Genomic DNA, 20,489 nt, shown 5'->3' with positions numbered 1-20,489 from the left:
ATGCAAGTTCATTAGAATGTTGTTTGATTGTTGTCTGTGCTTCAGATATCGCTTTTCCTTGTTGTGTTTGCGTTTCTTGAAGTTTAGATACGTTTTGTTTGATAACGTCCGCCGTCTTTTCAACATTTGTTACACGTTTATCAAACGAAGTTTGCGTGTTTTCGACTTTTGTTATGTTTTCCTTGATGCCATTTACGCTTGTTTCTATTTCTGTTGTTTTTTTCGTGAATTCAGCTTTAGAAGTAACCTCTTCAGTAGCTGGTTGCCATGTAGTTCGTATGTTACCTTCTTCAAATTTTGCATGATGAGAATTTAAATTTCCATCAATATTACGTCCGGAATAATAGAATATAATCCGAGTGATATCTTTATCTTTAGTTTTGAATGTAAATGATAGGGGCTCATCTGTATAATCCACATTAATCTTTAATTGTTTTTCTGCACGTAAAGATCTCCACTCTTGCTCCCCATCTGCATAAGTTATTGATGTTTCTACCCCAAACCAAGGATTTTCATTAAGTTTTATCATTTTTCCAGTGAATAGGAAAGAAACAGTAAACGTTTTGTTTCTGTAATTAATCTTATCGGAAAGATCCATATACTTACTGTCCGACCAGATTCCAGTCATATTTTGTTTGTTTAACCCATTTTCAGAGTTACTAGCTAAGTTAGTTGAACCTACGGCAATATTATTCATATTAGTTTGTAGCTGTGTAATTTTTTGCGTATTAGAAGTAGCAGTTTGCTTAATCTCATTGGTCGTCTTTGTAAGTCCGTCTGTTGCGGACTGGATATTAGCAATAGTCTGCTTCGTTCCTTCCACAGTGGACTTAACTGTATTTAGTTTATTGCTAATTTCATTATCCTTCTTGTTTAACGATTCAATAGATTGTTTGAATCCGTCTGCGGTTTGCTCGATTTGAGTCACTTTTTTATTAATGTTACCTTGTTCGTTTTTCACATTAGATATCGTTCTACTAACACCCTCGAGACTTTCTTTTACTTCGTTATACCGTCCTGTCGCTTCATTCTGAACAGCTTGTACTTTTTTATCTAGTTCTTTTTTTGTAGATTCAATATCTTTATTCACTTGCTCAAGTGTTTCTTGCTTCACTGATTCGACGTCTGGAACAACCGGTTCCCAGGTGCCGTTCTTCCACAGCTTTAAGATACCAGGCTTACCGTTTGATATGTCTAACCACAACGTTTTACCGTCTTCTAACCCTGTTTTCGGTGGATTTACGCTTTCAATAATCGTTGTTTGATAGTTTTTTAAGTTTTGTTGTACTTTTTCCGCTAATGTTTTTGCCGCTTCTGATTCTTTACGTGCAAGCTCAATGGTCTTTTTACTTTCTTCTACAACTTTTTCAAGCTGTTCTAACAGTTCTTTATTCGCTTTACTTCCTAAAGAACCAAGAATTTTATTGTATAACTTCCTTAATTCTTCGTTTTGGTCTACAATCTCACGGTAGTCACCAAATGTATATTTATTTTGTGTAGGGTCTGTGAAAGATTCGTCACCAACAATCGCTCTTGCTTCAAGATACAGTTTTGGTGTAAACCCTGTATCTTTAATACGAATCATGTCGCCTTCGCTAATTTCTTCATGTGACAATCCAAATACTTTCGAAATGTCCGCCGCTTCTACTTCGTATGATACAGACGTATTCACACGTTTTTTAAACTCTGTTTCCATGAGAGTCATAAGACGTTTTGGATCCATGTTCTGTTCTTCTGTCTCTGGAGTATAGAACCCAAATTTATGTTGTCCATTCTCGCTCCAACGCTGAAAAGCGTCCGAGTCTGTGATGTAAGGGAGTCCATTATTAATTGATTCAACTGTAATCAATTTGTCTCCCTCACCTCTTACAAAACCAACTAAAGCTGTACAAATATCACGTGAATGTTCAATACGTCTCACACTAACTAAATCTTTGCCGATCATTACCTCTTTACCAGTTTCACGACCACGCTTTTTGACCATGTCGACATACCAGGCAACTACTTGAGAGCCAACTACTTCAACTCGGTATTGGATTTCCAACCCGAATAAAGAAGCGATTTTCTTTAAAAATGTAAGAGGGTCAATAAACTCGTCAATGGTCATCGTGTGGAAGCCTGCGTATTCAGTACGTCCCCGCTTCCATTTCGTTCCCGCTAATGCCATGTCTACAAATTCATCAAGTGTTTTCGATTCAATCTTTTGCGGTTTAATAATTCCAGCCTTCGCTAACAAGACCCATGCACCGGCTGCATGCACAGTAACAGACCTGTCTTTTGAATCCTTTTCAACTTCATTCGAAATCACGTATGGAACAATGCGACCGTCTCGAACTTGCTTCAATACTAAATTTTGTTGTTGTAAAGTTATCGCTTGGTCTGTTCCATCAAATGTAGTGAATTGTAACGTATCTATATTATTTTTGAGTTCCCAGTGACGAATATCGTCCCAATAATCTTTTGGTTGAATAGCTGCAACAATTTGTTCTGTTTTAAAGTCTACGACATGTAAAATTCCGTTCATTTTCATTACCTATATCGCTCCCTAAAGCTGATAGTGGCTTTTCCAACATCGCCCGGCATGATGTCGATTCGGTTATCACCACGTACTACGACTGGAAAATCACTGAAAATGTCTTTGATACCCACTGCGTCCTCACCGTTTATCGTCACCAAACTGTTTTCAGTATCGATAACCACTTTATCTCCTTTATCGAAAATGTACGGCTTTGTGTTTTCTGGTACTTTATTCACTTTCCAAATCTTTAAGTCGTCAATAGACATCACTGAAACAGGATCATTTATATCCCATGCCATAATAGCAATCATCACTTGAGCAACTTTCCGACTTGTCATCGGATTTCCGCTCTCGTCAATCCATCTTTCTACTAATGAAGCATCGTCAATCTCCGTTCCGTCTTTAAATCTTGCTACATATACAGACCATTGATTTCCTCGTCTAGCAACCCTAAGTCTTCCGTAAAATTGATTAAAAGTGTTCGGGTGAGCGCCACTTGTATCGACTAATTTTCGAACACTATTAGGCGTTCCAGCATTACCAATCCGCATATATGCTTTTGTCATTTCAGCATCCCAGTATAAATCATTCATATTAATTCTCGTTACAATGTTGCTTGCTTCATCCAAAAGAAGTACTTCCACGCGCCCCATTTCGACAATGCTTTTCGATTTCAAGCGTACCCATGCTTCCATTTCAAAGTCTTGCAACGGTCCAACAGGAATATTCTTCTTGGCGATGGCACCATGGAATCCTCGTTCTTGTCCATAATCCTCGCAATATAAGGCATAACCATCTCTCGACTTGAAAGTACCTGTTCCTTTCATATCGTCAAAAATACCCGTAACAGGAGTCCATCCAATCGTAGTAGACATATCATCCCAAAGAACACGTTCTCGCTCTTTTACAGTTGTTTCAGCAATGGATAGCGGGTAACCAATTCGAAAATAATTTCTTTCGCTAGGATATTTTCCGAACCAAACATCCAAAAACGTAGCCGGTGTCTCTACATCAATTTCAACAAGGGCAGGCGTTTCTACGCTGCCCTTATTCATGAAACGCGATGTTATTTCTGTAGTCCAGTTTCTTTCGAACGCATGAGTTTGCATTTTTCCTAGTTTATAAGGCATTGGGCAGATAAAGGTAATGGTCGCTTGATGAATTTTAGACTTCTCCAAATTCTCCTCTACCTTTTCTTTAGTGCCGTAATATAATACGTCCGGCTCATCCATAAACGAAATAGGCACAGGTTCGTCCGTACTTAGTAAATCATTAAGCTCATCAATTCGCTTTCTTAATTCAAAAAAGGAGACTCCCTTGAGAGAGAAGTCAACCTCTAACTCTCTGTTGGGAGTCCTTTTGTTTAAGTGGTAGGATCCAGGACGGTTCGGAACCGTTAGTGTGTTAACCTCATCGCTTAAAACTCCGCGACCTCTTACATCGTTAACCATAAAAAATCCCTGTTCGTATTTTTCTGCGAAATACTCTTCCAAATTTATCCCGTTAAAAACTAGCAATCTACCGCCCTCCTTTAGAATATTGCTCTTCGTTCTTTAGCTATTTTTTGCTCATTAGTAATATCGTCAACAAATCTCACAAATTCTTGCTTACCAATCTGCACGTTAATATACGCAGGTTGTTTACTATTCGAAGATTGACCCGGTTGTAGGTTCGATTTATTTACAGCATCTATAATCGGAGTAGTTTTAGCTGTTCGGTATGTCCCTAACCCTTTAGGCATTCCGTACACAGTTTCTACAGTCAACGCTTCTGGTTTCATCCATTCAGCCATTCTCTCGGTTGTTTTTTGTACAGCGCCTTTCATTGCGTCAATACCATTAATCCAACCTTTCATCATGTTGACACCAATAAAATCTCTGAACCATCGACTTGGTGAGTGAATCGACAGGAGTCCTGAGATTTTATCTTTAATCCCGTTTCCGATTTCAGTAATTTTGTTCCAAATCGCACTTGCCATTGAACTTATACCATTTAAAAGCCCCTGCATCATGTTACGTCCTATGCTTCCTAAGTCGATTCCACTCAAGAAAGATTTCACGTTATTAAAAATTGAAGTTACTGTGCTATATACCGATGATAGGACACTCGATGTCATTGATTTAATGCTATTCCAAATTGAGGAGACAATACTACCTATGGATGACATCACTGACGAAATGACCGACCGGATCCCTGAAAAAATTGAGCTTACTAGAGAAGATACGGCTGATAGAACACTTGAAAAAACAGATCTTACTAGATTTAAGCCAGCAGTCACGATAGAAGAAATTAAGCTAATCGCTCCCTGGATAATGCTCCGGATTAATGACATCGCACTAGACGTGATCCCCTTCACAGCATTCCAGGCTCCGGACCAGTCGCCTTTCAGTAAAGAGGTAAATAGTTTAATAATGTTAGTAATAATATTAATGGCCGACGTTATTACACTAACCACTGACGGAAAAACAGCTTGCACAATCGACAAAATAAACTGAATTGCCGGAATCACGACTCCCTTTATAATTGTGGCTATCCCTTGGAGAATCGCACTTGCTACAGGAATTGCCGCCTGAATGATAGAAACCACAACCGGAAAAACAGCTTGGACCACTTGCAGAATTAGTGGTATCACAGTCGTTGCAATAACTCTAATAATTTCACCAAACATTTGAAGTACAGAAATCACAATCGGAATCGCTGCTTGAATGATAGAAACTATGATTGGAAAAACAGCTTGCACAGATGATAGAATCATAGGGATTACAGTCGTTGCGACTATCATGATAATTTCACCGAATCCCTGAATCAGCATTCCTGCAATCTCAAATACAGTTTGGATAACCTGTAATACAATTGGAAATCCTTGTTGAAACGCTTGAACAAACATTGGTAGATAAGTAGCTGCAAATTCTGTGAAAATCTGAGCTACTTGCTGAATCGCTTCAGTAATAACAGGCATAATTTCAATTGTTGTATCAGCAAATAACTGGATTAGCTCTAGGGCTAATGGCATTACGGCTTGTACAACTTCTCCAAATAGACTTGCTATCGTTGTACCTAGTTCACCGAATGCGGCTCCTAGCTCAGCAAGTACCGGTCCTAATGTTGCTAAACTTTCCGCTATCACTTGACCTGTTTTTTCGAATTCAGGTGCTAGTGGTGCAAATGCGTCAATAAATCCTTGTGCAATAGACGTCAAAATTGGCATAAGTGTAGCAGCTACGGTACTAATTACATTTTGTATCATTTGCCATGCTGACGTCAGAGCTGCTTTCGCTTGTTCATTTGAATTGATTAATTTAAAAAGTGTAGCACCTAATGATGCAATGATTGCAATTACCCAACCAACAGGCCCTGAAATACCTAAAAATGATAATCCCAAACGAACAACGAGTGGTGTCAAAGTTGCAATTGTGTTACTGATTGATGCAAAAGAAGATTTGATAAATTCAACTACCGGTGAAAGTGCTGAGCTTATACCAGCAAATTTAGCACTTAGACTTTCAATCGTCGAACCGAAAGCCGCGCTTATATTTTCACCGATTCCACTAAATTTTTCTTTAACCGAATCAACAAAGCCGCCTATTGCGACTCCCATTTCTGAAAATTTAGCAGGTATTGTTGAAAGATACGCACAAAAAGCATCAAAAGCAGATTTCATCGTCTCAACAGCAGATACTGTCACGCTTTTCACCGATTCCCAGGCGCTATTCACCCCATTACGAAATGTCTCGTTATGTTTATAAAGTTGCAAAATTGCTACGCCAATTAAAGCAAGCGCAGCAATTACTATCCCGACAGGCCCCGTCAAAAACGCGAAGGCGGCTCGTAATCCTACCATTGCTGCACTTGCTAGTTTGGCAGCCGTCGTACTTTTACCGAGCCATCCGATAAATTTACCTAAAGGAATAAGCGCCGTACCGATTGCACTAGCCATCATACCAACCACAGTCGCGATAACTAAAAATCCAGTTACAGATACCGCTGAAATAGCGACTACACTTCGCATAGTCCCTGATAAATTAGCGAACCAGTTAACCAAATTAGTAATTGAATTAGCAACGGCTTCTATAGCAGGGCCAAGAGCATCTACAAAAGTCTTAGAGTTAGCGTCTATAGCAGACTCCATCATTTTAAGTGCGCCGGCCCATCCTTTTAACATGTCGTCCGCTGCTTGTTTCGATGCTCCGCTAGAGTTTTTAAGCGCTTTCGTCATTTCTCTAATCTTCTCTGGCCCAGCACCCATTAAATTGAGCATGCCCGAAACAGCTTCCGTACCGAAAATAGCTGCCATAGTAGATGCTTTTTGAGAATCAGTATATCCTTCCATACCTTTCTGTAATTCGCCCATTAGTTGTGCTAAAGGCTTCATTTTTCCGTTAGAGTCAGTCGTAGTTACACCTAATTTCTTTAACGCATCTGCCGCCTCTTTCGGAGGTTTAACTAGACGTAGCATTGACGCACGTAGTGCTGTACCTGCGCTCTCACCTGTAGAACCTGCATCGACCATAATACCGATACTTGCTGCTAGTTCTTCCATGCTTATACCTAGCGCATTAGCTGGGCCAGCAGCGTACTTAAATGCATAATTGAGATCAAGGACGCTTGCTGCGGATTGATTCGCCGATTGAGCAAGTATATCTGCTACTTTTCCCGACTTATTCGCTTCCATTCCAAAAGCATTTAACGCTGACGTAATCGTATCTGCAACTAGTCCTAAATCCTCACCTGAAGCGGCCGCAGCACTTAATACTCCAGGTAATGCTGCTGTAGATTGAGCTGCATCGAACCCTTTTGCACCCATTTCGCTATAAGCAGCGGCTACTTCTCTTGTCGAATAAACAGACGTCTTTGCCATGTCTAAAATATCAGATTTCACTTGATTATAAGACCCACCCGTTAGTACCGCTGCTCTCCTCGTTTGGCTTTCGAACTCTCTCGCATCATTTATCATTTTGCCTAGAAAAAATCCGGAAGCGGCGGCAGCTGGAGCGAATGCGTTTTGGGCTGTCTGCCCCGCTTGCTGTACTCGATGCCCCATTTCTTGCACACGATTCCCTACGTTTCGAAATGTAGAGTTCCAACCGTTCATATTCGGTGGTGGAGGCGGTGTCATATTACGCATACGATCGTTCATCTGTCGTACTTGCTGACTAGCGCTTTGCATAGCGGAGTTCCAACCGCTCATGTTCGGCGTTGGTATATTAATCGGCTGACTTGCCGCTTGTTGAAACTCCCTTAGTGTTCGAGTTATATGCTTAAATCCGTTCTGCATATTCGATATGTCAGCGAGTAGCTGCACCTCGATTCTATTTTTACTAATTGTTATTCACCGCCCTTTCCGTTCTGATTGCGCAATGCTTGCTCGATAGCATCAAACAACGATTCATTTGCTTTAATTTTTTCCGTTAATTTCTTGTGCTCTTCTTGCGCTTCAACTAATCGAGCATTTTCAGGACGTTTAAATATATCCTCTAACGACTTGACTTTTTCGCTTTGTGCATTTCGATTGAACAACGCTTGAACACTAGCAATCTCATACGTATCTAGAAGCCGCTCTCTATAGCCGGTAAGCATAATGTGGTACTCTTTGATACTTAAGCGTTTAGACTCAAGCGTTGTCATGCCGAAATAGCGAAAACAATCTGCCTGTAAATCATCAATGTTTATTCGTACAGGCTCTCGAACGCTTTCTTCTGATCTTCCGTCATGCTCGCCAGTAATTTGTTCACTGTTTTCTTGAAGAAAAAACTATTAAGAACAACTGCCTTGTTATATTTAAGAATGTCATCAAATGATAACTTTTCCGAAGCCAATTTTTGACTTACAGCTTCCTCTATGTCTTTTCTTGTAATACCTTCTTCCGTATGAATTAATGCGTAATAAATTACATCTACGAAATCAGCAATGCCGCCTTTCATCGCTTTTTGAACGAATTCAAAAGGTCCGCCATTCTCATCGATTAATTTAATCGCTTCAAGCCCGTATTTTAGTTCGTACTCTTTTCCGTTTACCTCGAATCGTGTATATGATTTAGCCATTTATAAAAACCTCCGTTATTCTCTGAATTAAAAAGACGGGCATTTTAGCCCGTCGTTATTACTGTTTTGCTGATAGGGTATTCTGGACATTAACCTCTCCGTCAGACGCTCCTGGCGGTAATGTACTAATTGTCCCAACTGAAAGCGTACCGTTTAATTTCGCTTCAATAGAATACTTAGAAAACTCCTCGTTCTCATGCGATAATTCCACATTACTTAACATAAACGTACCGCTCTTTGCTTTGAAAGAAGAAGAGGAAGCACTACGTAAGGAAACTTCGTGAATTTTTACAAGTTTCTTATTCGTAATTGCTTCTTCAATGTAATCCAACGCCTCATCCCCTTCGGTACTCACACCTTCGATAGACACTGATTGTGTTACATCTCCGTAATCCGAACCGCTCTTATCCTTTGTTTTCAGTTCGATTTCGCCTGCTTCGATAGAACGTGATCCGGACGTTTGGTTGAATAAACGAACCGTTTTACTCTTTCCATCTGGTTGCGGGATATCAATTAAATACAGTGTCTCTTTTCCTTTAAATTCTGGTGAAGCTGCTGTCCCTGCCATTCATATTCCTCCTTAAATTCATATCGTTATCGTGGTAAAACTGCGATGCTTTGCTGTTACTTGCTCCACGCTTTCTTGCGGAACTGGTTCAAACGAAGAAACTTCTGCATCTAAAAAACCGACTAGTGTAGGCGTCTTCGAACTTGTGTCGTACAAGTCGATAGGTCGCCTTTCTAGTCGGTCGATGATTCTATCTTGTAATTCATTTCGGTTAGATACTGTATCGGAATACACTCCGATTTGTATTAAGTGATTTCGTGCGTAATTGTCTTTCGAATATCTATCAATTGTTCCCGTTAAAGATTCAATCGTTAGAAAAGGCTTTGCTTTTCCAGTAAGAGAGACACCGTCATATACCCAAATAGTAGGTGCGACCTCTTCTAGTGATTTTTTCAGCGAATACATTACGTCATTAACTGTGGCCATCGTTATAAACCTCTCGCTGTTCTCTGTACCGTTTTCTCTAAATCAGACATTAACGGTTGCTCGCCTTCAAACATCGTCTTACGCATGAAACCTTTTTTCGTTTTGTGCGTATATTCCTGAACGGCTGCGTATTCGACATCTGATCCGTATAACCATCCTGTTCTATCGCCATTGAGAACTTTCACACTCGGCGGAATACTTCCCGCTAAATTTCCCGACTCAACAGGTGCTCTGTTAGAAGCTGTATTTGCTTGTAGCCTCGCATGTTTCTCTACCGTATTCGCAACTGGCGTTTTGTATCGGTCAGGGTTGGTTATACGATAAATATTATCCATTCCTTTAATCCTTGCGGTTACCTTCACTAAACCACCCTCTTTACAACTACTTCTCGACGGTTAATTCCGCCTAGTCCTCGTTCATCAACAAGCATGATTACGTATTTGATGCCATTTCTCTCGAGATACTTGACGTTATTCAAATCGATATTAAGACGGAAAGTAACGAGTGCTTCACCTTCTTTTACGTCAGTACCAGCGAATTTCACATTATCCTCTAGCGTGAATTTCTTCCAAACAACCTGTACCATTTCCTGAATATCTTCACCTTGAATTTCTTCGCCTGTAATCGGATCTTCCTTTGTCACGCCTTTGCGCCATATAATAATAGATTCGCGTCGATTATGTTCGATTAATTCACGGTTGGCTCGAATTTGTTCGATGTCATCGTCCGTTAACATCAATCACACTCCTTTACCGATAAAAAAGGCGATTCCGGAACCAACCCGAAATCGCTTTTTAATCTACATATTATAAATATAATTTATTATGACTCAAAAGTTGTCCTTTCAGGAAAGACCCCTCCATCTCTAACTAAACAAACCGCTAATTTTTGTGCAGCCCTGTTGAAATAAAATTTAGAAGAGATATCTTTATCTGGAATAGTTTCTAATTCTCTTACTTTTTTAGTCAACTTATTTAACTCAATTTTCCCCATACTGTGTTCATTAGGTCCAAATCTATAAATCACCGTTTCTTTATCTTCATGCTCTTTTAACAACAAAACATACGAAGCCAAATTTAGTCCTCCTCCGGGGCATTCCACGGACGTCCAGATTCTACGGTTTTATCATGAGCTGTCCTATAATCCGTTTTAAATATCCCTTCAAATTTTGATTCAAAAAGCTCATGCTCTAATAAATAAATATCATTTTTAATATATGTTCCTTTTTGGAGCCTATCCCATGCTTGCGCGATTTCATAGTCAGGATCAAAACGTCCCACTCCATGGTCTTTAATATGCTCTTTAATAAATAAATGATTTTTTATTCTTTGTATACGTGGCACGCTCATTCCAGTATTTTTAGCAATAGACTGTACATCCGTCTTGGATTTTCTAAAAGACTCATACATTCTCTCAGCTATTTCGAGTTGTCTTAAGTATTCATCAACTGAAAGTTCTCTGCCTCCAGTTTGAAGATTGACTATATTTTCACGAGCTAATTTTTTAGTTTCTACAGGCGCTTTTTGATTTAAATTAATATGCTTATTTTCTGTATCTATTATTATATCTTGATTGGAATCTTTATACAAATCATTATTGCTATTATCATCTTCTATAATGTAATTTAAACGCGAAGAACATTGTGGGTGTGGCGAAATAAGTTGGGCTAATAAACTTTCAGGTATCTTTTTAGGGTATCTACCTGGACCTAGTCCGTAATCGTCACGTCTAGCTAACTTGTAACACATATGCTTCGAGTGATATCTATGACGGTGTCCATTATCTACTAATTTGTAACCTGTAACAATATCACTTTCATTTCCATTATAAATTGTAGCTGCTCGGTGTGTATTGTTGCTCTCAGTAATTGCTACACGTTCGATTTTCCATTTCTCATTATCGTGTACTTCTCTTATTTTTTGTGAGATTGAACTGACACTTTCACCTTTAAGAATGGCCGGTCGGATTACCTTCGTTAACTCTGCTCGCATATCACCCGCTAGATTCCACACTCGGTCAGACAGTATTAAGCCGTCATCTCCTACCCGTTTAACCATATCTTTCACAACGTGTTTATTTACGGAGTCTAAAGCCTTTACATTAAGAGGCGTTTCAGCAAGTTTAGAAGTCGTCCACTTCGCTGTATCATCTATTATTTTTTCGAATGACGCTCCTGCTTGCTTGCGAAACTCCTTTTCGTAATAGTCTAAATCTCGTAATAAAGCGTTTAATCTACCCCGTTTAATTACACCGTCTTTTTGATAGTCGTTAATCAAATCCATTAAAAAAAGACGGATTAAGAGTATCTCCTTCACCGTCTCTTCTACTTGTTTTTCGTTTTCTTTTTCGTATTGCTTCGATATTTCATCGAGCGCTTTATCAAAGTCGTTTTGTAATTCACTCATGGACGATCAACCCGCTTAGCAATTCGAAAACTAGAGCCTGTACCGTCGTATTCCGTTCGTTTGCTGCGCCATAAATCATAATAGTGTTGCGCCAAGTCACGGTAATTCTTCGATACACTAGACTTATCTACGCTTTCTTCACCGTCCGTATATTTAAACGAAGATGCTTCGGCTGTTGCTTTCGCCATTAAATCAACATAGCGATAATAGAACGTAATTAATTGCGCTTGTTTCTCGTTAAGAACGGTTAGCGACGAAAAGCCATTCGCGATTAATGCTTCGTCAAAAAGCGTTTCGTCGGCTTGCAACCGTTGTTTCAATTCTTCTACGCTAATAAAACCTTCCGTCGCCATAGCCGTCACTCTCCTTTAGTTACTTTTGTGGTACGCTTGCGTGTAGCGGGCTTTTTCGGCGCTGACTCGCCTTTTTCACCCGTAACCGCTTGCGTTTCAATAATTTCGACATAACCAATCGACGCTAAATATAACGCCGATTTTTCGTCGATTTCGATTTGTGAGCCGATACCGTGTCCGTCTACGATACCGCCTATTACTTTTACGTTAACTAGCATTATTGCGCCACGTCAGCATGTAGTAATAATGAAGGTTTCTCAACGATAGGGAATCCTGCTGCTACTGCACGTAATACAGATTCGATTGGCTCTTTCTTATCGTAAGCATCAAGTACAATACCTGGTTTAAAATCGTTTTCTACTGTTGGACCATAAACGAAATTACCTAGTCCTTCGGAAACGAATACTACACGATATTGAGGCATAAACTCGATTACTTCGTCGACGCCTGTATAAACGTTACGTACCGTAACCTTACGTTGCTCTACGATTTGTACTGGTGGTAAGCCGTACCCATCTAAAACATCGTTTAATTCTGCGACAGAAACTCGTGTAACGCCGTCTTTTGCTACGCCACGCACTTCTGCGATAATACCAGCGTTCTTTTGTAATAGTGCTTGTGTTTCACGTGTCATTAAGATAACGTCTGCTTTTTTACCATTTACATCTAAGTACTTATCGTTCCATTCGATTAAGTTACCTAGTGCGTCTGCATTTACGTCCGTCCACGCGTTCGTGCCTGTCAAAGCAATCTTTTGATCTGCTGGAATTCCGTAATCAACAACGATTTTTACACCGTTCTTGTTATAGTCGAATTTACCTTTCGTAACCGCTTCTAATTTAGCGATACCAACTCGACGTTGTAACGCTTTTACTAAGTCAGCACCTTTAACTATTAATTTATCAATCATCGCTTTGTGTTCAGTATCAGAACGTGATTGATTTAACGCTAATAACTCCTCTTCCGTAGCGATATATTTAAGACCCATTTTCGCAAGTTCGCCCATTTTAGACGCTACTGCATCACGGTCAACTACTGGCGGCTCTGCACCGTAACCAATCATCGCTGCAATATGATTCGATTTCTTAATTACATCGTAAGCAAATGTCGTAGAAAAGATTTGATCATTTGGTAAGAAACGGTCTGCTAACGATGGTGCGTCTTGTTTTTCCTTTTCTAATGCGTCTACCAAACCGCGAAGTGCGGGCTTTTGAAATTCCTTTAGTTGTGTAATACCTGACATTTATATTCCTCCTTAATTTTCCGTTAAAGTTCATAATAAAAAGCCGCTTTAATAGCGACTTGATTAGATGTGTTTTACGTATCGAATTAGTGGTGTGGCTTTTTTGAATGTTTCTGTAACACCTACGAGTTTTGCTTCGTATACTGAACCTCGAATAATTACTTGACCGACTACTCCGTCATTTTTGCCGTCGCAATCCCAATCAATATCGAGAATAGCGAACTCATCGAATCCAGTCGGCAGTGCACCTTCTGTACCGTCTTTATAAGGTTCAAACTTACCTGTAGATGTGTTACGAGCAATAGCCGTACCACATTCAACGTATTTTGCACCGAATTTAGTAGCGTCTAATGTCGCTCCTCCTTCGATATACTGCAAGTGTTCACTCGCTAAAATGTTTTTGCCGCTTTTAAACGGCTGTTCTGTAAATTTCGGTGTGTAAACTGGCATTAATATTCCTCCTTATTTTTTCTTATAATTTACCGTTGGCTTTTAATCTCGCGTATAACTCGCGACCAACGTCTGCTAAATCCTTCGGTTCTGGATTATCTCTTTTCGAATTACCAGGCGAAGGATCGGCGCCACTCCCTAAAGGTAAAACTACTGATTTTACGGACTCCAACGATTGTTGCAATTCTTCGTCCGTCTCGCCTTTTAACAGGTCTTTGACTAAAACGATTTGTTCTGGCGCATAATTAGCGCTTGCTAAAATCGCCTCTTTTTTAGCGTCCAGTGCTTTTGCTTTCTGCTGAGCTAATTGTTGCTGTAAGTTTTCATACAGCTTCTTGTAATCTTCTTTCTCTTTTAATCGTTCCTGCTCTGCCTTTTGACGTTCTTTCTCCGCCTTTTCATCAGCTTCTGCTTTCGCTTTTGCTAAAGCCTCGTCAATCATTCGCTGAACATCTTCGTCAGTATGCTTCGGTGTTGGTGGGTCTTGCGGGTCGCCAGGATTAGGGTCTGAAAAGTGTTGTAAATTCCCTAGGCGTAGTCTGAATGACGTTTTCTTTCGATTTACTAATTTCATTTATTCACTACCTCCATATGGATCAGTTATTTGTTTTCGTCGTTGTTGCTCGTTTGAAATTTCCTGTTTCTTAGCGGTGATGTTTTCTACACCTAAACGGTTCATCGCGCCAGCAATGGATTCGAATCCTGCTGTCGTTTCTTCTGTCAATAGTTCGACTAGTTCTTTACGATTATCTGGTAAAGGAAGAACAAATCGAATCTCATTGTCATAGTTGTCACCGATAGCTTTCACTACTTCTCGGTCGTATCCGAATTTAGGTCGGTCAACCCTCGCTTGTAAGTATCGGATTGTCTTTTCGTGTAATTCTTCCAAACGTGGTCCCCACGACAACCAATGCTCTTCGGTCTCTTGTATAATATCATGGAACAGTACGTGTAATGTCTCACTGTTTAATCCCCCGAAGTTCATTTCGGACGGTACGATTTGTGGTAACGAAGTGATTTCATGTAACGCTCCTTTTACCCTTGCATACTGATCCTTAAACGCTTCTTTCCAACGGAAACCACCTTCGACTTTTTTAATGTCGGGCGTTTGCCCGTCCATTCCGCCTTTTGCTTCAAGTACAGCACCTGGGGCGATTTGTAATTTATTTGCTGTTCCTTCAGGTACGTTCAACAAGGCGGTCATTGAGAACATTTCAAATTTAAGCGAGTCAAGAGCGTCTTCATTCATGCGGTTTAATATATCCGTTTGCTCTTTCATATCGTCAACTTCCGTGTTATTTGCGTCAGAAGCACTTAAATCATTAACAGGAAACAGAACTACTGGAATGAAGTCAATACCCATTGCCGTTTTAGGTTGAATTTTCTTGACAACTTTCAACGTTTTATCGTAATAGGCTTCTTCCAAGTAACACTGCCTTTCTTCGAGACTAAACGTTTGTTTATAGATAACTTCCTCATTATTTAGACGTTTAAAGTTAACGAAGTGTACCGCTTCTAATTCATCATAATCGTCATTTGAATAAATCGGGATAACTTCAGTATCTGGACGGAAAACCCACTTGATTTTCCCACTATTAGGATTAAATACGATTTTACAAGCGACTCTACCAACGATTAGCCTATCCCTCGCTGCTTGAATCAGTTTTTCGCGCATTTTATTTTCTTTCCATAGCTTGTACAACAACTTTTCGTAACTGTCTGCTCGCTGGTTTTCAGTTATTTGTGCCTCGGATGGCTTGTAGTCCATCTGTAGCATTTCCTCGATTGAATCGATCTGCATCGGAGACACAGAAATACCATGTTTACCCGCCATTTGCCAACGCGCCTTCTCGTTAATCATAACTTTAAAATAATTCGTAGCATAACGGGTTGGGTCGTAATCCAATCCGTCTGGACGTGGTAATTCTCTAGCTCTTACAAGTTGTCCTGTATTTGGATCAACGTGCTGTTTTCCGTCGTAGTATTCGTAGTAACGAATTTGTCGGTTGATACGATCCCACGTTTCTTTTCCAATAGCTTGTTGCCAAGGGGAAAATAACAGTTCGTCCATGTCAGACGGATTTAATATGTTGTAGTCTGCCATAGGTCGATTCATAAGTTTCCCTCCTTTCTATCTCATCCTTTTTCTAATTGTTCTTACAACTGTGTGACTATTACTTCCTGTCGAAACTGCCATGTGTAGAGCATCTGGCCCGTCGTCATGATTATGATTCGGGTACATTTCTAGCATTTCGAGTAGTAAACGCTGGTCTCTTCTAAATCGAATACGGCCCGCTTGAATGTCCGGTAATAATGACTCAATACGGAGGGCCTTTCGTGTCCTTTGTTTGATTTGTTTCATACGAGTAGCCGACGGGTAGCCAGATTGTTGTAACGCTTGAGATAGCTTGTCCGCAAACCATTCTTGCGCTTGTTGTGCTTCTACTGCAATGCCCGAATATTGATACTGAAGCGATTTCTCTACCGCTTTTTGCAATAAGATATCGGGATGCACACGTTCAATGAACGTATCAACGACATAAAAAATACCGTTAGATGAACGCCCAACGGTCAAAATAACAGAATAATCGCCTTTTTCTTTACCCATGGCGAAGTCTATCCCGCAAAAATATTCTAATTGCTTGTTTTCAATATCCTTATCAGTCCAGTACGTGAAATATTCAGGTTTAAATACTTGCGACTCCTCGTCGACAGGGTTGCCGAGGTATTCCTGGTTGAATGCTCGAGCACCCATCGATTCACGTTTTTCCATGAAATACTTATAATCGTATGCTTGCGGCCATAATACCTGCGTCCCGCGTAACATTTCGTCTTTATTTGCTTCGTAAAAGGCGTCAGCTTGATCTACTGCGTCTTTTTCATCTGCATTGTAGAGCTTTCTCCATTCTTCCCATAAATCTTCTCGCTCTGACCACGATAAAACAGCCGGGAATTTACGTGATATAAAATCTTTACGTTTAGTAAGAACGTGGTTCAATAACGAGTCGTAATGAACGATAGTACCCATGTAAACGCAAATACCTCCGAAACCCAGCGCTTCAATCATTTCTGAACGGAACCAATGCAAGTTTTTCGCTCGCAACTCCGGAGTATTCGTGTTTTCTCCACTTTCTAAGTCATCGAGGATAAATAGGCCTGGGCGCTCAGATAAATGACGCAAGCCACGCATCTGAGTCCCGATACCTTTCGCTTCAACTTTCGTACCAGTAGACGTAATAAATTCATATTTGTTATCGACTTCGTTCATAGACGGCTTCGGATGTAGTAAAGGGCCGAAATCATCACGTAGTTTTTCATTAAATTTAAGTTGGTTTACCGTCCATTTAATGAAGTCGCCCGCTACATCTGTAGTTTCAGAGACCTCTACGATGTATTTTTGTAATCGATAAACCACTTGATGACACAAATAAGAATTCGAAAGGTAAGCGGTCTTTGCATGGCGCCGCCCTACTGACCAACCTACATTACTTTTCGTTTTTCCTTCAGTAATATCGTCGAGTAACGAACATAGCGTCCGGTGAAAGTCTGCTGCGGTTTCTAACGTCTGCCCTGCTGGAATCAAATTCGATTCGTTGTCAGGGTTTAGTTCATCGGAAAAGTATTCATAAGTAAAACGAAGTACGTCGTGCTCGCAAGCATGCACGCGTTGTAACTTTTCCAATTCGTCCTCTAATGCTTCCCATTGTGTGACGTCGTGTTCTAGCAAGTCGCCTTTTGAAGCGAGTTTTTCGTATTCTTTTCGTAATAATAAACGATCGTTTATCGCTTGTTGGCGTTCTTGTCTAGCTAGCCATTTACCGTCAAGCCACGCCATTACTGCCCGCCGCCCGTACGTTCTTTTAATCGAGCGAGACGTTCTTCCATCGTTAAGCCGCTGTCTGCTGATTCCGTCTTAACTTCTTGTTTATCGACTAATAAACCGCCAAATTTATAGAATAACTCGATGCCTTTCATCGAACCTTGTCCTTTTAACATCATATCGAGATGCTTTTGCATAACGTCAGGTAGATGCGACATAAAAGCGTCTGAAGAAAGCAAATTGACGTATTCGATAAAGTTGCTGTCACGGTGTCGCCATGTATAAAGTTGGCGCGTGCTGATATTCGATTTTTCAGCGATTTCTTCGAGTGTTAAGCGTACTTGTCCGTTTTCTTTTGCTTTCGCTAATTCTTCCGGATCATCAATCGTACTTGCTTTTGGTAAGAATTTATTAATCGAGAGTAAAGTTGCTGCCGTGATTTGTTCACGGGTAAGTTGCGTTTCTAAGCGTCGTTTTTTATCGCTCATGTAACGTCCTCCTTTCCGTTTTAAACACGAAAAACGTAGACAAAACTCTAGCGTTTCGACTACGCAAATTAATTGTATTGTATTTGTATTCGTAATAGATTACGTTTATAGATTCCGAGTAAGTTATCGGTAAAATAGACCCGAGGTTTTAAAATTTGTAGGAAATCATTCGGGCCCTGCGCGCCGTTGTTCATTTCGAACGCCCCCGGGGCTTTTTAATCCGTAGGTTTTATGCAGGATTTTATTCATCATTAGTTTACATAATTCATGTTATACGAAGTAATCACCTTGGTTACAAACACGCATAAACCTTGTCATATCAACGTTTGTACTACTTACCGCTATTGCATATGATTTATACCGTTTATGCATAGATTACAAACGTTGATATCATGCGGTTTATTCATCGAGTGAATAAAGAAATAATGTATACGTTATACAACATTAGGGTCGAAGTTTTCGAGGCGTCTTCGTCGTGAATGCGTCGCCCGGTAATTCGGAAATACATAGCGTCCTGTTGACGTAATACCAGTCGAGTTTCTTCCTATTATATATGACGTAAATGTACCGTTTCATATTAGCTTCCGATATACGTAATAACACACCGATAGTAATCCATTTAATAGGCTCAGTTTAGACCGTATATTATCGTTAAATGAACGTATTATATTACGCCTATGATAACGTTAGTTAAAAGATAAAATAAATAAGACCTTGCATCCGCCTTTTCCGCTTCGCTCCAAAGCCGTCTGCCACTATCCTTTTATTACCTCACCGATAAAGTATTTATTATCGACAATATAATTAATATAGTAGCGGCGAAATGGAGGCGATAGCCGAAATGGTAGCCGCAAGGTTTTATCTTTTATCTATTTCTTACGTATTAATTACACAACAAGATAAAGAGAAGAAATTTGCTCAAAACCGTCTATAACCGTTGTGACTCTAAGGCTCATGGCAGTTTCAATAGGTATCGTTTTGACAACATAGATATGGGTAATAGGTATCGTTTTGACAACATAGTTTTTACGATAATTTCCAATAGGTATCGTTTTCGTCACACGTTGTTTAGATTTGAGCTATGTGTTCCGCAAACATTCTACGTACAACTTCCGTATATTCATCCTCAGTATCCTTACGATACATAACATCGGGATGAACTAAATACCTAACACTATTTCTACTATTAGTCGTCATGATAACACCCTTACTACGTAACTTATTAACGGTAACACTTATCGTTGCTAAATCGTGCCCAGTAACTTCCGCTAATTCTTCACGATTCAAATGCTTGATTTCCTTTGCGTCCTGCTCATTCGGATTACTACATAAGTAATACGTTTGAAAATGAAAGAACGGTAGAATCTTATAAAGTAAACCGACTTCATTTAAATCGAGATCAGCTACAATTTCTTGCGTTTTCACCTGGTAGAGTTTCGTAAATGACTCGCCATCCTTAACGTCACCCATCGTATGAAAGTTAGCGCTTATATAGTAAACGTTGCTACGTCCTTCTTTAATAACGTGGATAACACTTAGCTCCTCTAAGCGATTTAATATCTTAGTAGTAGCGGCTTTACCACGCTTAAAGATACGTTGAATGTCCTGCTGTTTTAATGGCTTACCATCCTTAATTAATTTACCGTCGCTTTTAAAACGCAAAAAAGGCAAGAGCTTTATAATTGCTCCTGCCTCTTTTAAAGTTAATCCCGTTATGACTTCTCGAATAGGATCGTGGTAACTTGCTACCCAATTCTTACCGCGTGTTAATAAACGATATTGTTCTTTTTCAATGGCACGCCTATATCCTTCGGCTTGCTTACGGTTAACTAAACTATATTCTTGTGTACGGTCTTCGCCGGTAGTTACATCGATAATTCTTAAAGTAGACATTAGTTACTCACCGCTTTCTGTGCTTCTTCCAATTCTCGAAGTGCTTTCGTTGCGGCTTTCGCTTCTCTTTGAATTGCTTTTAAACCTTTGATTGCTTCCGAAGCGTCTAACTCTACGTTAATTTGTAAACTGTTTCGTGCGTTTAATTCGCGTGATTTAATATCCGCCATTTAATCGACTCCTTTAGTTATAAATGCGAAGGGTGGAATTCTCATTCGTTTCCCTATTACGTATAGATGACTAGTGGCAGAAAAATTAGTAGTAAACTAACTTCTTGTACTATA

Annotated in this window: 20 protein-coding genes and 1 pseudogene; all 21 read right to left on the bottom strand. The window is 39.9% G+C overall.

Features of this window, described 5'->3' with window-relative positions:
- On the bottom strand, positions 1–2,530 hold a 2,530-nt coding region (locus MR056_RS19390), incomplete at its 3' end, for a phage tail spike protein (protein ID WP_305037792.1).
- Positions 2,530–4,035, bottom strand: coding sequence for a distal tail protein Dit (locus tag MR056_RS19385; RefSeq protein WP_210351314.1), 1,506 nt, complete (start codon positions 4,033–4,035; stop codon positions 2,530–2,532). The genes MR056_RS19385 and MR056_RS19390, both read right to left, overlap by 1 nt.
- 14 nt (positions 4,036–4,049) lie before the next feature.
- Positions 4,050–7,793: a phage tail tape measure protein gene (locus tag MR056_RS19380; protein WP_210351313.1), complete on the bottom strand. Its 3,744-nt coding sequence runs from the start codon at positions 7,791–7,793 to the stop codon at positions 4,050–4,052.
- A gap of 50 nt (positions 7,794–7,843) precedes the next feature.
- Complete coding sequence (locus MR056_RS19375) at positions 7,844–8,095, bottom strand: hypothetical protein (RefSeq protein ID WP_210351312.1); 252 nt, start codon at positions 8,093–8,095, stop codon at positions 7,844–7,846.
- Between the two features lie 89 nt (positions 8,096–8,184).
- Positions 8,185–8,559, bottom strand: a complete 375-nt coding sequence (locus MR056_RS19370; RefSeq protein WP_210351311.1) for a tail assembly chaperone — start codon at positions 8,557–8,559, stop codon at positions 8,185–8,187.
- Positions 8,560–8,617: 58 nt separating this feature from the next.
- Positions 8,618–9,127 (bottom strand): phage major tail protein, TP901-1 family, encoded by a 510-nt coding sequence (locus MR056_RS19365; RefSeq protein ID WP_087095111.1) that lies wholly within the window; start codon positions 9,125–9,127, stop codon positions 8,618–8,620.
- 18 nt (positions 9,128–9,145) lie between these two features.
- Complete coding sequence (locus tag MR056_RS19360; RefSeq protein WP_087095112.1) at positions 9,146–9,553, bottom strand: hypothetical protein; 408 nt, start codon at positions 9,551–9,553, stop codon at positions 9,146–9,148.
- A 2-nt stretch (positions 9,554–9,555) separates the two neighbouring features.
- Positions 9,556–9,915, bottom strand: a complete 360-nt coding sequence (locus MR056_RS19355; RefSeq protein WP_210351310.1) for a hypothetical protein — start codon at positions 9,913–9,915, stop codon at positions 9,556–9,558.
- Positions 9,915–10,289, bottom strand: coding sequence for a hypothetical protein (locus MR056_RS19350; RefSeq protein ID WP_087095114.1), 375 nt, complete (start codon positions 10,287–10,289; stop codon positions 9,915–9,917). The genes MR056_RS19355 and MR056_RS19350 overlap by 1 nt, the downstream gene beginning before the upstream one ends.
- Positions 10,290–10,375: 86 nt before the next feature.
- On the bottom strand, positions 10,376–10,627 hold the full coding sequence (locus MR056_RS19345) for a hypothetical protein (RefSeq protein ID WP_087095115.1): 252 nt from the start codon (positions 10,625–10,627) through the stop codon (positions 10,376–10,378).
- 530 nt (positions 10,628–11,157) lie between these two features.
- Positions 11,158–11,958 (bottom strand): annotated as a pseudogene (locus MR056_RS19340) (hypothetical protein); the annotation flags it as partial.
- Positions 11,955–12,311: a hypothetical protein gene (locus MR056_RS19335; RefSeq protein ID WP_048723643.1), complete on the bottom strand. Its 357-nt coding sequence runs from the start codon at positions 12,309–12,311 to the stop codon at positions 11,955–11,957. The pseudogene MR056_RS19340 and the gene MR056_RS19335, both read right to left, overlap by 4 nt.
- Before the next feature lie 5 nt (positions 12,312–12,316).
- The gene (locus tag MR056_RS19330) at positions 12,317–12,529 is read right to left on the bottom strand and encodes a hypothetical protein (RefSeq protein WP_048723645.1); all 213 of its coding nucleotides are present in this window, start codon (positions 12,527–12,529) and stop codon (positions 12,317–12,319) included.
- The gene (locus MR056_RS19325) at positions 12,529–13,554 is read right to left on the bottom strand and encodes a major capsid protein (protein ID WP_048723647.1); all 1,026 of its coding nucleotides are present in this window, start codon (positions 13,552–13,554) and stop codon (positions 12,529–12,531) included. Before MR056_RS19325 ends, MR056_RS19330 begins: the two co-directional genes overlap by 1 nt.
- Before the next feature lie 63 nt (positions 13,555–13,617).
- Positions 13,618–14,004 carry a hypothetical protein gene (locus tag MR056_RS19320; RefSeq protein WP_048723649.1) on the bottom strand — a complete coding sequence of 129 codons (387 nt, stop codon included), beginning with the start codon at positions 14,002–14,004 and terminating at the stop codon, positions 13,618–13,620.
- A gap of 22 nt (positions 14,005–14,026) precedes the next feature.
- Positions 14,027–14,578 carry a hypothetical protein gene (locus MR056_RS19315; RefSeq protein WP_210351308.1) on the bottom strand — a complete coding sequence of 184 codons (552 nt, stop codon included), beginning with the start codon at positions 14,576–14,578 and terminating at the stop codon, positions 14,027–14,029.
- Positions 14,579–16,075: a phage portal protein gene (locus MR056_RS19310; protein WP_242136642.1), complete on the bottom strand. Its 1,497-nt coding sequence runs from the start codon at positions 16,073–16,075 to the stop codon at positions 14,579–14,581.
- Between the two features lie 60 nt (positions 16,076–16,135).
- On the bottom strand, positions 16,136–17,839 hold the full coding sequence (gene terL / locus MR056_RS19305; protein WP_210351306.1) for a phage terminase large subunit: 1,704 nt from the start codon (positions 17,837–17,839) through the stop codon (positions 16,136–16,138).
- Complete coding sequence (locus MR056_RS19300; protein ID WP_048723656.1) at positions 17,839–18,312, bottom strand: phBC6A51 family helix-turn-helix protein; 474 nt, start codon at positions 18,310–18,312, stop codon at positions 17,839–17,841. Before MR056_RS19300 ends, terL begins: the two co-directional genes overlap by 1 nt.
- A gap of 1,068 nt (positions 18,313–19,380) precedes the next feature.
- On the bottom strand, positions 19,381–20,205 hold the full coding sequence (locus MR056_RS19295) for a replication/maintenance protein RepL (protein WP_210351305.1): 825 nt from the start codon (positions 20,203–20,205) through the stop codon (positions 19,381–19,383).
- Positions 20,205–20,375: a hypothetical protein gene (locus tag MR056_RS19290; RefSeq protein ID WP_210351304.1), complete on the bottom strand. Its 171-nt coding sequence runs from the start codon at positions 20,373–20,375 to the stop codon at positions 20,205–20,207. The genes MR056_RS19295 and MR056_RS19290 overlap by 1 nt, the downstream gene beginning before the upstream one ends.
- Positions 20,376–20,489 lie beyond the last annotated feature (114 nt).

It is taken from the genome of Bacillus cereus group sp. BfR-BA-01360, assembly GCF_022663595.1.
GTDB classification, from domain to species: domain Bacteria; phylum Bacillota; class Bacilli; order Bacillales; family Bacillaceae_G; genus Bacillus_A; species Bacillus_A cytotoxicus.
Note: the sequence above shows the minus strand (reverse complement) of the source record. Positions and strands in the feature narration are given on the sequence as shown.

Excerpts from the sequence above, each read along its gene's own strand:
- MR056_RS19380 (WP_210351313.1), bottom strand. The coding sequence starts at position 7,793 with ATGCAGAACGGATTTAAGCATATAACTCGAACACTAAGGGAGTTTCAA.
- MR056_RS19375 (WP_210351312.1), bottom strand. The coding sequence starts at position 8,095 with ATGCTTACCGGCTATAGAGAGCGGCTTCTAGATACGTATGAGATTGCT.
- MR056_RS19370 (WP_210351311.1), bottom strand. The coding sequence starts at position 8,559 with ATGGCTAAATCATATACACGATTCGAGGTAAACGGAAAAGAGTACGAA.
- MR056_RS19365 (WP_087095111.1), bottom strand. The coding sequence starts at position 9,127 with ATGGCAGGGACAGCAGCTTCACCAGAATTTAAAGGAAAAGAGACACTG.
- MR056_RS19360 (WP_087095112.1), bottom strand. The coding sequence starts at position 9,553 with ATGGCCACAGTTAATGACGTAATGTATTCGCTGAAAAAATCACTAGAA.
- MR056_RS19350 (WP_087095114.1), bottom strand. The coding sequence starts at position 10,289 with ATGTTAACGGACGATGACATCGAACAAATTCGAGCCAACCGTGAATTA.
- MR056_RS19335 (WP_048723643.1), bottom strand. The coding sequence starts at position 12,311 with ATGGCGACGGAAGGTTTTATTAGCGTAGAAGAATTGAAACAACGGTTG.
- MR056_RS19330 (WP_048723645.1), bottom strand. The coding sequence starts at position 12,529 with ATGCTAGTTAACGTAAAAGTAATAGGCGGTATCGTAGACGGACACGGT.
- MR056_RS19325 (WP_048723647.1), bottom strand. The coding sequence starts at position 13,554 with ATGTCAGGTATTACACAACTAAAGGAATTTCAAAAGCCCGCACTTCGC.
- MR056_RS19320 (WP_048723649.1), bottom strand. The coding sequence starts at position 14,004 with ATGCCAGTTTACACACCGAAATTTACAGAACAGCCGTTTAAAAGCGGC.
- MR056_RS19315 (WP_210351308.1), bottom strand. The coding sequence starts at position 14,578 with ATGAAATTAGTAAATCGAAAGAAAACGTCATTCAGACTACGCCTAGGG.
- MR056_RS19310 (WP_242136642.1), bottom strand. The coding sequence starts at position 16,075 with ATGGACGAACTGTTATTTTCCCCTTGGCAACAAGCTATTGGAAAAGAA.
- terL (WP_210351306.1), bottom strand. The coding sequence starts at position 17,839 with ATGGCGTGGCTTGACGGTAAATGGCTAGCTAGACAAGAACGCCAACAA.
- MR056_RS19300 (WP_048723656.1), bottom strand. The coding sequence starts at position 18,312 with ATGAGCGATAAAAAACGACGCTTAGAAACGCAACTTACCCGTGAACAA.
- MR056_RS19295 (WP_210351305.1), bottom strand. The coding sequence starts at position 20,205 with ATGTCTACTTTAAGAATTATCGATGTAACTACCGGCGAAGACCGTACA.
- MR056_RS19290 (WP_210351304.1), bottom strand. The coding sequence starts at position 20,375 with ATGGCGGATATTAAATCACGCGAATTAAACGCACGAAACAGTTTACAA.